General features: G+C 68.0%; 12 protein-coding genes. 9 read left to right on the forward strand and 3 right to left on the reverse strand.

Going from position 1 to position 13,235, the window contains the following annotated elements:
- Positions 1-44: 44 nt before the first annotated feature.
- The 5 genes from E1832_RS06385 (at position 45) to E1832_RS06405 (ending at position 5,939) form a co-directional block, all read left to right on the forward strand.
- Positions 45-1,289 (forward strand): sarcosine oxidase subunit beta family protein, encoded by a 1,245-nt coding sequence (locus tag E1832_RS06385; RefSeq protein ID WP_133358904.1) that lies wholly within the window; start codon positions 45-47, stop codon positions 1,287-1,289.
- A 133-nt stretch (positions 1,290-1,422) separates the two neighbouring features.
- Positions 1,423-1,752 (forward strand): sarcosine oxidase subunit delta, encoded by a 330-nt coding sequence (locus tag E1832_RS06390; protein WP_133358905.1) that lies wholly within the window; start codon positions 1,423-1,425, stop codon positions 1,750-1,752.
- A gap of 61 nt (positions 1,753-1,813) precedes the next feature.
- Positions 1,814-4,825, forward strand: a complete 3,012-nt coding sequence (locus E1832_RS06395) for a sarcosine oxidase subunit alpha family protein (RefSeq protein WP_133358906.1) — start codon at positions 1,814-1,816, stop codon at positions 4,823-4,825.
- Positions 4,818-5,384, forward strand: a complete 567-nt coding sequence (locus E1832_RS06400) for a sarcosine oxidase subunit gamma (RefSeq protein WP_133358907.1) — start codon at positions 4,818-4,820, stop codon at positions 5,382-5,384. The genes E1832_RS06395 and E1832_RS06400 overlap by 8 nt, the downstream gene beginning before the upstream one ends.
- Positions 5,385-5,492: 108 nt before the next feature.
- Positions 5,493-5,939, forward strand: coding sequence for a hypothetical protein (locus E1832_RS06405; protein WP_133358908.1), 447 nt, complete (start codon positions 5,493-5,495; stop codon positions 5,937-5,939).
- Positions 5,940-5,942: 3 nt separating this feature from the next.
- Here E1832_RS06405 and E1832_RS06410 read toward each other — a convergent pair whose 3' ends face one another.
- A complete protein-coding gene (locus E1832_RS06410) occupies positions 5,943-6,707 on the reverse strand; it encodes an FkbM family methyltransferase (protein ID WP_133358909.1) in 765 nt (254 codons plus the stop codon).
- A gap of 124 nt (positions 6,708-6,831) precedes the next feature.
- On the opposite strand from E1832_RS06410, the gene E1832_RS06415 reads away from it, so the two are divergent.
- Entirely contained in the window at positions 6,832-7,434 is a 603-nt protein-coding gene (locus tag E1832_RS06415; protein WP_133358910.1) for a superoxide dismutase, read from the forward strand.
- Positions 7,435-7,644: 210 nt separating this feature from the next.
- Positions 7,645-8,595, forward strand: a complete 951-nt coding sequence (gene rarD, locus E1832_RS06420) for an EamA family transporter RarD (RefSeq protein ID WP_133358911.1) — start codon at positions 7,645-7,647, stop codon at positions 8,593-8,595.
- On the opposite strand, the gene E1832_RS06425 is transcribed toward rarD, so the two are convergent.
- Positions 8,502-9,053 carry an LOG family protein gene (locus E1832_RS06425; RefSeq protein WP_133358912.1) on the reverse strand — a complete coding sequence of 184 codons (552 nt, stop codon included), beginning with the start codon at positions 9,051-9,053 and terminating at the stop codon, positions 8,502-8,504. The two genes, rarD and E1832_RS06425, sit on opposite strands and share 94 nt — an antisense overlap.
- A gap of 120 nt (positions 9,054-9,173) precedes the next feature.
- Here E1832_RS06425 and E1832_RS22700 point away from each other — a divergent pair, with 120 nt between their 5' ends.
- Positions 9,174-10,898, forward strand: a complete 1,725-nt coding sequence (locus E1832_RS22700; RefSeq protein WP_245513862.1) for a LysM peptidoglycan-binding domain-containing protein — start codon at positions 9,174-9,176, stop codon at positions 10,896-10,898.
- 51 nt (positions 10,899-10,949) lie between these two features.
- Here the strand turns inward: E1832_RS22700 and E1832_RS06435 are convergent, their stop codons facing one another.
- Entirely contained in the window at positions 10,950-11,297 is a 348-nt protein-coding gene (locus E1832_RS06435) for an ArsR/SmtB family transcription factor (protein WP_133358913.1), read from the reverse strand.
- An 86-nt stretch (positions 11,298-11,383) separates the two neighbouring features.
- Here E1832_RS06435 and E1832_RS06440 point away from each other — a divergent pair, with 86 nt between their 5' ends.
- Positions 11,384-13,195 (forward strand): ABCB family ABC transporter ATP-binding protein/permease, encoded by a 1,812-nt coding sequence (locus E1832_RS06440; RefSeq protein WP_133358914.1) that lies wholly within the window; start codon positions 11,384-11,386, stop codon positions 13,193-13,195.
- The last annotated feature ends 40 nt before the right edge of the window (positions 13,196-13,235 follow it).

The raw sequence follows: 13,235 nt of genomic DNA on the forward strand, positions 1-13,235 counted from the left end.
CTAGGGGGCATAGAAGGCCGCAGACCAACCGATCGGATTCGCCCATGAAACGATACTCCGCCTTTGCCGTCGCCCGCGAGGCCTTGAGCTATCACACCGGCTGGGGCCGGGCCTGGCGCGCGCCGGAGCCGAAGCCCCGCTATGACGTGATCATCGTCGGCGCCGGCGGTCATGGTCTGGCCACCGCCTATTACCTGGGCAAGAATTTCGGCATCACCAATGTGGCGGTGCTGGAAAAGGGCTGGCTGGGCGGCGGCAACACCGGCCGCAACACCACCATCATCCGGTCGAACTACCTCCAGGATCCCTCGGCGGCGATCTACGAGAAATCCCGCGCGCTCTATGAAAACCTCAGCCAGGATCTGAACTACAACGTCATGTTCTCCCCCCGCGGCGTGATCATGCTGGCCCAGACCGAGCATGAGGTGCGCGGCTATCGGCGCACCGCCCACGCCAACGCGTTGCAGGGCGTGACCACCGAATGGATCAGCCCGGCGCGGGTCAAGGAACTGGTGCCGATCATCAACCTCGACGGGCCGCGCTATCCGGTTCTGGGCGGGCTGTGGCAGGCGCGCGGCGGCACCGCCCGGCACGATGCGGTGGCCTGGGGCTATGCCCGCGCCTGTTCGGCCATGGGCATGGACATCATCCAGCAATGCGAGGTCACCGGCGTGCGCCGCGAGGGCGGCAAGGTGATGGGGGTCGATACCACCCGGGGCGCCATCGACTGCGACAAGCTGGGCATCGTGGTCGCCGGCCACTCCGGCGTGCTGGCCGATATGGCCGGGTTCCGCCTGCCGATCGAGAGCGTGGCATTGCAGGCGCTGGTCAGCGAGCCGATCAAGCCCTGCATGGACGTGGTGGTGATGGCCAACACCGTGCATGGCTACATGTCCCAGTCCGACAAGGGCGAGATGGTGATCGGCGGCGGCGCCGACGGCTATAACAACTACACCCAGCGCGGCAGCTTCCACCATGTCGAGGAAACCGTGCGCGCGCTGATCGAGACCTTTCCGATGATCAGCCGTCTCAAGATGCTGCGGCAATGGGGCGGCATCGTCGACATGACCGGCGACCGCTCGCCGATCCTGTCGAAAACCCCGGTCGAGGGGGTCTTCATCAACTGCGGCTGGGGCACCGGCGGGTTCAAGGCGATCCCCGGCTCCGGCTGGGGCATGGCCGAACTGATTGCCAAGGGGCACTCGCCACTGACCGATGCCTTCTCTCTCGACCGCTTCAAGGAAGGCCGCTTCATCGACGAGAGCGTCGCGGCGGGGGTGGCGCATTGATGCGCGCTCTTGCCCCTGCGCAGGCCCGTGGCCTGCGCCGCGCCCGACCCGCCCCCACAGGGCGGGCGCGTTCCGCACCCACCCTTCGGGCCGGGCGCGACGCCCGGACGTCAGTTGCCGAAAGGATGACCCGATGCTGATCCTGACCTGCCCCTATTGCGGCGTCGATGCCGAGGAAACCGAGCTGGCCCCGGGCGGCGAGGCGCATCTGAAACGCTTTGGCCCAGGCGCCTCGGACGAGGAGTTCCGCGACTATCTCTTCGCCCGCGAAAACCCCAAGGGCGTGCATTTCGAGCGCTGGCGCCACGCCCATGGCTGCGGCAAGTGGTTTCACGCCGCCCGCTGCACCATGACGCTGGAGGTGTTCGGCACCTATCCCGCCCAGACGACCAAGCCGCCCAAGGCGATCCGCGAGGCGATTACGGCCAAACGCCCCGGCTGGACATGGAGAGAGTTCGAATGAGCCGTCTTCTTCGCAAAAATACTCACATCGCGCCCCCTGCCTCCAGCGAAAGGTCTGCCGGATGAGCACCCGTATCGCCAATCAGGGCCGTCTGATCGACCGCTCCAAACCCGTCCGGTTCACCTTCAACGGCAAGAGCCTGCAGGGCTATGCCGGCGATACGCTCGCCTCGGCGCTGCTGGCCAATGACCAGATGCTGGTGGGCCGCTCGTTCAAATACCACCGCCCGCGCGGCATCGTCGCCTCGGGTGCCGAAGAGCCGAACGCGCTGGTCGGTCTGGGACAGGGCGAGACATTCGAGCCGAACCAGCGCGCCACCACGACCGAGCTGTTCGACGGTCTCACGGCGCAAAGCCAGAACCACTGGCCCAGCCTCGAGTTCGACATCGGCGCGGTGAACAGCGCCTTTGCCCGGTTCCTGCCCGGGGGGTTCTATTACAAGACCTTCATCCACCCGCGCGCCTTCTGGAAACATGTCTACGAGCCGTTCATCCGCCAGTCCGCCGGCCTCGGCAAGGCGCCGAAGGACCGCGACGCCGATACCTACGAGCACTTCTATGTCTTCGCCGATCTGGTGGTGATCGGCGGCGGCGTCGCCGGGCTTCAGGCGGCCAAAGCGGCCGGCGAGACCGGCGCCAGGGTGCTGCTGATCGAACAGACCGCCCATTGGGGCGGCCGCGCCCCGGTGGACGGCGGCGAGATCGACGGGATGGCGCCCGAGGATTGGATCGCGCAGACGCTGGACGCGCTGAGGGCGATGCCCAACGTCACCCTGCGTGCCCGCTGCATGGGTTCGGGGGTCTATGACCACGGCTATGTGCTGGGCTACGAGCGGCTGACCGACCACGCGCCCGAAACGGCCGGGCCGCGTCACCGGCTCTGGCGGATCCGCGCGGGCCAGGTGATCACCGCCACCGGCGCGATCGAACGCCCGCTGAGTTTCGCCGGCAACGACGTGCCCGGCGTGATGCTGGCCTCGGCGATGCGCGACTATGCGGTCAACTACGGCGTCGCGCCGGGCCGGCGGGTGATCGTGGTGACCAACAACGACGACGCCTATCGCACCGCCATTGCCCTGAAACGGGCCGGCATCGACGTGCTGCGCGTCCTCGACGCGCGGACCAGCGGCGGCGGCGCCCTGATGGAAGAGGCCAAGGCGCAGGGTATTCGCATCGACTGCGGCCGCGCCATCGCCAAGGTCACCGGCGGCAAGCGCGTGGCCAAGGTCGCGATCTGCGCGCAGGAGGGGCAGGGCGCCGCGCTGGAGGAGGTCGCCTGCGACGCCGTCGCCATGTCCGGCGGCTGGTCGCCGGTGGTGCACCTGTGGTCCCATTGCGGCGGCAAGCTGATCTGGGATGACGCCTGGGCGATGTTCCGCCCCGATCCCGCCCGCGCCCCCACCGGCGCCGATGGCCGGCCCTTTGTCACCGCCGCCGGGGCCGCCAATGGCGAGCTGACCCTCGGCGCGACGCTCGCCGATGCCGATGCGGCGGGCAAAGCGGCCGCCAAATCCGCCGGGTTCAAACCCAGGCGGATCAGGACGCCGCAGGGCAGCGTCACCGATGAGGCGCCGCTTGTCCCGGTCTGGCTGATGCCGCGCGCCGCCAAGGTGGAGTTGCGGGCAAAGGCCTGGCTGGACTATCAGAACGACGTCAAGGTTTCCGACGTGCAACTGGCCGCGCGCGAGGGCTATGAAAGCGTCGAACATACCAAGCGATACACTACGCTTGGCATGGCGACGGATCAGGGCAAGTTGAGCAATATCAATGGCCTGGCGACGCTTTCCGAGGCGTTGGGTGAGGCGATTCCGCAGGTCGGCACCACCACCTTCCGCCCGCCCTATACGCCGATCTCCTTCGGCGCCATCGCCGGTGAGGCGCGCGGCGCGGTGTTCCAGCCGCTGCGCCGCACCCCGATCCACGACTGGCACGAGGCCCATGGCGCCACCTGGGAGCCGGTCGGCCAGTGGCGCCGCCCCTATACCTATCCGCAGAACGGTGAGACCCCCCATGACGCGGTGATGCGCGAGGTGAGAAACACGCGCCAAGCCGTTGGAATGCTTGACGCATCCACACTGGGAAAGATCCTGGTCCGGGGCCCCGACGCGGGTCGGTTCCTCGACTTGCTCTACACCAACATGATGTCGACGCTGAAGCCGGGCAAATGCCGCTATGGGCTGATGTGCTCGGAAAACGGCTTTCTGATGGACGACGGCGTGGTGGCGCGGATCGACGAAGAGACCTTCCTGTGCCACACCACCACCGGCGGGGCCGAGCATATCCATGCCCATATGGAGGAATGGCTGCAGACCGAATGGTGGGACTGGCAGGTCTACACCGCCAATGTGACCGAGCAATATGCCCAGATCGCCGTGGTCGGCCCGAAGGCCCGCGCGGTTCTGGAAAAGCTCGGCGGCATGGATGTCAGCAAGGAAACGCTGCCCTTCATGGCCTGGGCCGACGGCACGCTGGGAGGCATCGGGGTGCGGCTCTACCGGATCTCCTTCTCCGGCGAGCTCAGCTATGAAATCGCGGTGCGGGCAGGTCAGGGCCGCGCGCTCTGGGATCGGCTGACGCAGGCGGGGGCCGAATTCGGCATGATGCCCTATGGCACCGAGGCGTTGCACATCATGCGCGCCGAAAAGGGCTTTATCATGATCGGGGACGAGACCGACGGCACCGTGATCCCGCAGGATCTGGGCCTCGGCTGGGCGATCTCGAAGAAGAAAGAGGATTATCTCGGCAAGCGGGCACAGCAGCGCAGCCACATGACCGATCCGACCCGCTGGAAACTGGTCGGTCTGGAAACCCTCGACGGCGGCGTGCTGCCCGATGGCGCCTATGCGGTGGCCGAGGGCACCAATGCCAACGGTCAGCGCAACGTGCAGGGACGGGTCACCTCCACCTATCAGTCGCCGACGCTGGGCCGTGGCATCGCCATGGGGCTGGTGCTGCACGGCCCCGACCGGATGGGCGAGGTGCTGGAGTTTCCCGGCACCGATGGCAAGATCAGCAAGGCTCGGATCGTCGATCCGGTGTTCTACGACAAGGACGGGGAGAAGCAGAATGTCTGAACCGATCAGCGCGCTGCCCGGCGCCCGCCACGACGGGCTGGCCCGCATCGAAGAGGCCGGGCTTCAGGGCATGATCACCCTGCGCGGCGATCTGGCCACCAAACCGGTGAAGGCGGCCGTCGCCGCCGCCACCGGCGGCAAGACTCCGGGCCTGCGCGGCGTAGCGGCGGGCAAGACCGGCACCGCCCTGTGGATGTCGCCGGACGAGCTGCTGCTGCTCTGCCCCTATGACGAGGTGGCGCAGAGGCTGGAAAAGGTGACCGCCGCCCTCGGCGACGCCCATGCGCTGGCCGTCGACGTCTCGGACGCGCGCGCGATGTTCTCGGTCTCCGGCCCCGCCGCGCGCGAGGTTCTGGCCAAGCTCTGCCCGGTCGACCTCTCGCCGCAGGCCTTCGCTCCGGGCGTGGTCCGACGCAGCCGCATGGCGCAGGTTCCGGCGGCGATCTGGATGCCGGACGCGCAGGGGTTCCGGGTGATCTGCTTCCGCTCGGTGGCACGATACGCCTTCGATCTGCTCGGGGCGGCGGCGCAGCCGGGATCGGCGGTGGGCGTCTACTGACCGGTCCTGGCCGGAGAGGGGGCGCCGGCAACCGGGCCGACGGGTGACGCGGCGGCCGTAATCGGGTATGGTGCGGCCATCCCATGCCCGATCCCGAAGGAGGCCGCGATGAAGACCGCCCGGGCCCTGATCTTTCCTGTGATCTGCCTTTTCAGCTTGGCACTGGCGCTCGGCCTGCCCGCCGCGCCCGCTGCGGCGGAGACAATTTATGACTGTGCAGCCACCTCCAATGTGAAACGCAGCAGATACGGTAAGGGCAGCTATATCGCGCCCACACTTCGCCTTGTGATCGACGAGGCCACCGGCACCGCCACCGTCTACGACAGCGTCATTGCCGCCGAACATGGCGGGCCGATCGCCGCAAAGCTTGCGCGCGGCGGCAACGCGCTTCGGCTGAACTGGTCGCTTCTGGCGCCGTTCAGGAAGAACCGCAAGGCGAAGGCGAGCTATTCCCTGACGCTCGATCTGACGCGGATGACCGCGTCGATCCGGGTCACCGTGCATGGCGAGTTTCAGGACACGCTGGGCAAGGCCCGCTGCGCCGTGGCGAAATAGCCCTCAGCCGGCAAACAGGAAGGTGCGGAACCGCGTCAGCGCATCCGGGGCGGTGAAATCCGCCGCGCTAATCGGTGTGCCGTCCGCGTCCCGGCAACTGGCGTAGAACGACAGCGCCTCGGCCAGCGCCGCCATTTTCGCCGCCCGCTCCGCCTCGGCCAGATAGGGCGCGTGGGTGGACAGATAGAGCGCCGGACGCTGCGCCCTGAGCCAGGGCAGCAGGGCCGGCAACAGATCGAATTCCGCCCCCTCCACATCCATCTTGACCAGCGAGACCGCCGACAGATCCGCATCGGCGGCAAAACGGTCCCATCCCAGCGTCACCACATCCCTGCCGCCCGCCGCCCCGGCGTTCAGAAGGCTGCTCATGCTGTCGCCCGGCTCGCCGCCGAAACTGGCCATCCGGGCGATGCCGGTGCGGCCCGACAACGCGACGGGCAGGGCGGAGATATTGGCCAGCCCGTTCAGCTCGATATTCCAGGCCAGATAGCGGAATGCGGTGGCGTCCGGCTCGAACGCCCAGACATGGCGGGCCTTGCGGGCGGCATAAAGCACGGTGGGGCCGATCCAGGCGCCGATGTCGATGTAATCGGCGCCGCCGGAAAGATGCGCGTCGAGCACGGCAAAGGTTTCCGGCTCCCAATCGCCGGCGCTGGCCCGGCGCCAGAACTTGCTGTGATAGGGATCGAGCCGGAACGGCACCCCGCCCAGACGCCCGCCATAGTGCCCGCGCGCCCTGAAAATCGCCTTTCGCATCCGTGTCAGCATGGTGCAGCGCCCCCGCCTGTCGGACCCCTCGCCGGGGCCGGTTTTCCGCCTTGGCCCTTGACCCCGCGGCGGCTGGGCCGCATGTAAACCGGGGAAACGCAACTTTATCAGCAGGGGGCCCGAGATGGCTTTTGAATTACCCGATCTTCCTTATGCACATGACGCGCTGGCATCCAAGGGCATGTCGGCCGAAACGCTGGAATATCACCACGACCTGCACCACAAGGCCTATGTCGACAACGGCAACAAGCTGATCGCCGGCACCGAGTGGGAAGGCAAATCGCTGGAAGAGATCGTCAAGGGCACCTACCAGGCCGGCGCGGTCGCCCAGAACGGCATCTTCAACAACGCTTCGCAGCACTGGAACCACGCCCAGTTCTGGGAAATGATGGGTCCGAACATCTCGGCGATGCCGGGCGCGCTGGAAAAGGCGCTGACCGAGGCCTTCGGTTCGGTCGACGAGTTCAAGTCGCAGTTCGCCGCCGCCGGCGCCGGCCAGTTCGGCTCGGGCTGGGCCTGGCTGGTGCAGAACGCCGACGGCTCGCTGGCGGTGACCAAGACCGAGAACGGCGTCAACCCGCTGTGCTTCGACCAGACCGCGCTGCTGGGCTGCGACGTGTGGGAACATTCCTACTACATCGACTTCCGCAACAAGCGTCCGGCCTATCTGGACAACTTCCTGAACAACCTGGTGAACTGGGAAAACGTCGCCTCGCGCCTGAAGTAAGGCGGCCGGAGCGCCGGGCACGATCCCGGCCGCTTCCCCTGTACGCATCACGCCCGGCCGATTGGCCGGGCGTTTCTCTTTCCTCTTCTTCTCACTTCGAATACTCCTCCCTCCGGCGGAGCGGGCAGGTGTCGTGCCCGGTTTTTTCATGTCTCCCGCGGGCGAAATTTCAGCAAGAAGACGTCGGCGGCGCCAAGGAGGGCCCTGGATATGACCGAGACGCAAAAGGGCATGCTTGCGATGATCGGCGCCTGCACGATCTGGGGGCTGTCGCCGCTTTATTACAAACTGCTGGCCCATGTCCCGCCGCTGGAGGTGCTGGCGCATCGCACGCTGTGGTCCTTCGTGCTGTTCGCGGCGATCCTGGCGCTGCGCGGCCGGCTGCCAGAGGTGCGCAGCGCGCTCCGCGGCTGGCGCCGGGTGGCGCTTTTCGCGCTGGCCTCGGCGATGATCTCGACCAACTGGTTCTTCTACATCCTGTCGATCCAGATCGGCCATGCGACCGAGGCCTCGCTGGGCTACTACATCTTTCCGCTGGTGGCGGTGCTGATCGGCCGCTTCGGCTTTGGCGAGCGTCTGGCGACGGCGCAATGGCTGGCGGTGGCGCTGGCGGCGCTGGCGGTGCTGGGGCTCACCTGGGGGCTGGGGGTGGCGCCCTGGATCGCGCTGCTGCTGGCCTCGACCTTCGGGCTTTACGGCGCGGTGAAAAAGCATCTGCCGGTGGGGCCGATGGTCTCGGTGACCATCGAGATCCTGTTCTTTCTGCCGGTCGGCTTGACCATGCTGGCGATCCAGCACGGCAGCGGCCAGGGCGCCTTCGGGCGCGCGTTCTGGGACAGCGCGCTGCTGGTGCTGTCCGGCCCGCTCACCGCGACTCCGCTGATCCTGTTCAGCGCGGCGGCGCGGCGGGTGCCGATGGCCACGGTGGGGCTGCTGCAATACCTCAACCCGACGCTGCAGTTTCTCTGCGCCGTGCTGGTGTTCGGCGAACCATTCACCCTCTGGCACCGGATCGCCTTTGGCCTGATCTGGGTGGCGCTGGCGCTGTTCTCGGTCTCGGCCCTGCGTCAGGACAGGGCGTCGCGCAGGGCCGCCATGGCGGCGACCGGCGTGTCGGCCCAGGTCAGGAACCCGGCAAGCGAGCCGTCGGCAAAGCCCTGATCGATCACATGGTCGATCAGGGCCTTCAGCGGATCCCAGTAGCCTTCGGTGTTGAGCATCACCACCGGCTTGTCATGCAGGCCCAGCTGGCGCCAGGTCAGCGCCTCGAACAGCTCGTCGAGCGATCCGGCCCCGCCCGGCAGCACCACCACCGCGTCGGCGTTCATGAACATCACTTTCTTGCGCTCATGCATGGTCTCGGTGACGACGTAGCGGGTCAGATCGGTCTTGCCGACCTCCCAGGCGACCAGATGCGCCGGGATCACCCCAAAGGTGTCGCCGCCGCCCGCCTGCGCGGCGCGCGCGACCTCGCCCATCAGCCCCACATCGCCGGCGCCATAGACCAGCCGCCAGCCCTGATCGGCCAGCGCGGCACCCATATCGCGGGCGGCCGCGCCATAGGCGGGCAAAGCGCCCGCGCGTGAGCCACAATAGACACAAACGGATTTGCTGGGCATCGGCGCGCCTCTCATACTCTTGTCAATGGGGTAAGTTACGTGTTTTGACCCCTGATAGCCGGATTGATAGGCTGGCTCAACTGCGCGGACGGCAGCTCCGCGGATGGGGGAAAGACACGAATGGCATCTGAAGCGGGAAGTGGCGGCATCGCCGGCTGGATCTGGGGTCTGCTGGCCGGGTTTGCTGCGGCGGCGATCGGCGGGGGTCTGTATGTCGCCGGGGTGTTTGGTCCCGCGCCTTCCCCGGCCCCGGAGCCGCCCGCGCCGGCGGCCCGGCAGGCCACCGCCCCCGCGCCAAAACCTGACCCCGCCACCCAGGCGACGCCCGCACCCGTACCCGCATCCGGCGCCGACGCCGTGACCGAACCGGCCACCCAAGAGCGGACGGACACCGTTTCCGCCCCCGCGCCGGACCAGACAGCGCAGGCCGGGGCCACCCCGTCGGCCCCCGAACCGGACAAGGCAGACCCCGCCGTGCCGCCGCTTGCCGCGCCCAGTTTCGATCTGGTGCGGGTAGAGCCCGACGGCACCACCGTGATCGCCGGCAAGGCCGCCCCCGCCAGCACCATCACCGTGCTGCTTGACGCGGAGGAGATCGACAGCTTCACCGTCGCCGGCACCGGCGAATTTGCCAGTTTCCTCACCCTGCCGCCCAGCGATGCGCCCCGGGTCATGATGCTGCGCGCCGATCTCGACGGGCAAAGCGTGCTTTCTGACGATCAGATCATCCTTGCCCCGACTCCGCAGCCCGCGCCGCAGATCGCCCAGGTCGACGCGACCGCCGCGACCGGCGGGGCAGGGACGCCGGAGGGGGCGGCGGATCGACCCGCCGCCCCGCCACAGCCGCAACCCGCCGGAGCAGAGGCCGGCGCCCAGCCCGCGACCGAACCGGCACCGGCTACGGACACCGCCGCCGAACAGGTTGCCCGCGCCGACACCGCGACCGCGCCGCAGCCGACCGGACCCGCCACCGAAACAGCTACCGAAACAGCTACCGAAACAACCACCGAAGCAGGGGCCGAAACGACGACCGAAACAGTGGCCGGATCATCGACCGAACCGGGCGCGGCTCAGACAGCCCCGGCACCCGCATCGTCGGATCAGGTCGCGCCGGCTCCGGCCGCCGGCATCCCCGCGACGTCCGCCGCCACATCGGCCGCCACATCCGCCACCGCGCCGGCGCCGCTCACCCCGCCGGCCACGCAGGAGGCGGCGGCGGTCACCGCATCCGTGCCCGAACCGGCGCCTGAACCCACGCCCCAAGCGGCGCCGAACTCCGCGCCCGCCCCGGCGCCCGTCGCGGTGCTGCGCGCCGATGCGAGCGGGGTCGAACTGATCCAGCCCGCTACCGCGCCCGAGCCCGAGGTGATGGACCAGATCGCCCTCGATACCATCAGCTATTCCGAGACCGGCGATGTGCTGCTGTCGGGCCGCGCCGGGGTTCTCTCGGTTGTGCGTGTCTATCTCGACAACAAGGCTGTCGCGGATCTGACCGCGGGCGGGGATGGCCGTTGGAAAGGCCAGCTCACCGGCGTGGAACCCGGCGTCTACATCCTGCGCCTGGACGAGGTGAACGCGGCCGGAGAGGTCGTCAGCCGCCTGGAAACCCCCTTCAAGCGCGAGGCGCCCGAGGCGCTGCGCCCGCCCGCGCCGGAGCCGGGCGACCCCAAGGGCGCCCCGGCAGTGCGCGCGGTGACGGTGCAGAAGGGCGACACGCTCTGGGCGATCTCGCGCGACCGCTATGGCGAGGGGATCCTCTATGTCCGCGTGTTCGAGGCCAACCGCGACCGCATCCGCGACCCCGACCTGATCTATCCCGGGCAGGTGTTCACCATTCCCGAATAGATGCCGAAAGGGGCGGCAGGATCTCGGACCCGCGCCGCCGGGGCGCCCGGATCAGCCGCGCCGCGCGCCCGGCGGCTTGCCGTCGCAGGCCATCAGGGACGAACAAATCTCGGGATGCGCGCCGCAGCAGTCGGTCAGCAGATAGCCCATCAGATCGCGCAGCGCGCCGTAACTCACCCGATAGCAGATGTTGCGTCCCTTGCGCTCCGACTCGATGAGCCCCGCCGCCTCCAGTGCATTGAGATGAAAGCTCAGGCGCGAGGCAGACAGCTCCAGCGCCGCGCCGATTTCACCCGCGGTCAGGCCGTCGTGCCCCCTGGGCACCATCAGGCGCACCGCTTCCAGCCGGTGTTCGTTGGCCAGCGCGGACAGGGCATTTAGGGCTCGACACTGCTTCACGTTTCAACTACTCATGAACTATTGAATTATATAGGCCATATTTCGGCCATGGATGTCAAGTCACACAGGCGCTATCTGAACTCACCATGAGCGACACAACAAACCCCACCGCTGCCCACTCCGAACGCCGATCCGGCTGGCGCACCATCCGCAGGGTCGCCCCCTACCTCTGGCCGGCCGAACACCCCTGGGTGAAACGCCGGGTGGTGCTGGCGATGGCGATGCTGATCCTGTCCAAGCTGATCGCGGTCTATACGCCGGTCCTCTACAAGGGCGCGGTCGACGCGCTGGCCGCCGAGGGGGTGCCGATGCTGGCGCTGGGGGCGGTCGGGCTGACCGTGGCCTATGGCGTGGCGCGGATGATGTCCGTCGGCCTGCAGCAACTGCGCGACGCCTTCTTTGCCCCGGTGGCGCAGCGGGCGCTGCGGCGGCTGGCGCTGGAAACCTTCGCGCATATCCACCGGCTGTCGATGCGCTATCACATCTCCCGCAAGACCGGCGGTCTGTCCCGCATCATCGAGCGCGGGGTCAAGGGGGTCGAATTCCTGCTGCGCTTCATGCTGTTCAGCGTCGGCCCGCTGATCCTCGAGCTGTCGCTGGTCGCCATCATCCTGACCGTGCTGTTCGACGCCTGGTATCTGCTGATCGTGGTGGTGACCATCGGGCTCTATGTCTGGTTCACCTTCAAGGTCACCGAATGGCGGGTGCAGCTGCGGCGCGAGATGAACGATTCGGACACCGACGCCAACCAGAAGGCGATCGACAGCCTGCTGAACTACGAGACGGTCAAGTATTTCGGCGCCGAGGCGCGCGAGGCCGCCCGCTATGACGGCGCCATGCGCGGCTATGAACGCGCCGCGCTCAAGACCGCCTATTCGCTGGCCTTCCTGAACTTCGGCCAGTCGTTCCTGATCACGCTGGGGCTGATCGGGGTGATGGTGCTGGCCGCCCTGGGCGTGCAGAGCGGCGCGCTGACCGTCGGCGATTTCGTCATGGTCAACGCCTATATGATCCAGATCACCATTCCGCTGAACTTTCTCGGCACCGTCTACCGCGAGATCCGCCAGGCGCTGGTCGACATGGGCGAGATGTTCGATCTGCTCGAACAGCCGCAGGAGGTCTGCGACAAGCCCGGCGCGCCGCCGCTCAGGGTCACCGGCGGCCAGATCGAGATGGACAATGTCCGCTTCGGCTACAACCCCGACCGCGAGATCCTCAAGGGCGTCAGCCTGACGGTTCCGGCCGGCCAGACCGTCGCCATCGTCGGCGCCACCGGCTCGGGAAAATCGACCATCGGGCGGCTGCTGTTCCGGTTCTACGACGTCACCGGCGGCGCCCTGCGCATCGACGGGCAGGATCTGCGCGACGTGACGCAAACCAGCCTGCACGACGCCATCGGCGTGGTGCCGCAGGATACCGTGCTGTTCAACGACTCCATCCGCTACAACATCGCCTATGGCCGCGACGGCGCCACCCAGGACGAGATCGAGGCCGCCGCCCGCGCGGCCCAGATCCACGATTTCATCGTCAGCCTGCCGCAGGGCTACGACACCCAGGTGGGCGAGCGCGGTCTGAAGCTGTCGGGCGGCGAGAAACAGCGCGTCGGCATCGCCCGCACCCTGCTCAAGAACCCGCCCATCCTGCTGCTCGACGAGGCCACCAGCGCGCTCGACACCCAGACCGAGCAGGAGATCCAGGGCGCGCTTGCCCTCGCCGGCGAGGGGCGCACGGTGATCACCATCGCCCACCGCCTCTCGACCATCGCCGAGGCCGACCGCATCGTGGTGCTGGAGGCCGGCGAGATCGTCGAGCAGGGCGCGCATGACGATCTGCTGGCGCGGCGCGGGCGCTATGCCACCCTGTGGCAGCGCCAGCAGGCCAGCGCCGACGCCGCCTGAGACCCGCCGCGCCGCGGCGCGGCGCGAAATCACCCGGGTG

Origin of the sequence: Antarcticimicrobium luteum (assembly GCF_004358185.1) — a bacterium.
Lineage (GTDB): Bacteria > Pseudomonadota > Alphaproteobacteria > Rhodobacterales > Rhodobacteraceae > Antarcticimicrobium > Antarcticimicrobium luteum.

Bases quoted from the DNA above. Each gene is read 5' to 3' on its own strand.
- E1832_RS06415 (WP_133358910.1), top strand. From the start codon at position 6,832: ATGGCTTTTGAATTACCCGATCTTCCTTATGCACATGACGCGCTGGCA.
- E1832_RS22700 (WP_245513862.1), top strand. From the start codon at position 9,174: ATGGCATCTGAAGCGGGAAGTGGCGGCATCGCCGGCTGGATCTGGGGT.
- E1832_RS06405 (WP_133358908.1), top strand. From the start codon at position 5,493: ATGAAGACCGCCCGGGCCCTGATCTTTCCTGTGATCTGCCTTTTCAGC.
- E1832_RS06440 (WP_133358914.1), top strand. From the start codon at position 11,384: ATGAGCGACACAACAAACCCCACCGCTGCCCACTCCGAACGCCGATCC.
- E1832_RS06390 (WP_133358905.1), top strand. From the start codon at position 1,423: ATGCTGATCCTGACCTGCCCCTATTGCGGCGTCGATGCCGAGGAAACC.
- E1832_RS06395 (WP_133358906.1), top strand. From the start codon at position 1,814: ATGAGCACCCGTATCGCCAATCAGGGCCGTCTGATCGACCGCTCCAAA.
- E1832_RS06385 (WP_133358904.1), top strand. From the start codon at position 45: ATGAAACGATACTCCGCCTTTGCCGTCGCCCGCGAGGCCTTGAGCTAT.
- rarD (WP_133358911.1), top strand. From the start codon at position 7,645: ATGACCGAGACGCAAAAGGGCATGCTTGCGATGATCGGCGCCTGCACG.
- E1832_RS06400 (WP_133358907.1), top strand. From the start codon at position 4,818: ATGTCTGAACCGATCAGCGCGCTGCCCGGCGCCCGCCACGACGGGCTG.
- E1832_RS06410 (WP_133358909.1), bottom strand. From the start codon at position 6,707: ATGCTGACACGGATGCGAAAGGCGATTTTCAGGGCGCGCGGGCACTAT.
- E1832_RS06425 (WP_133358912.1), bottom strand. From the start codon at position 9,053: ATGCCCAGCAAATCCGTTTGTGTCTATTGTGGCTCACGCGCGGGCGCT.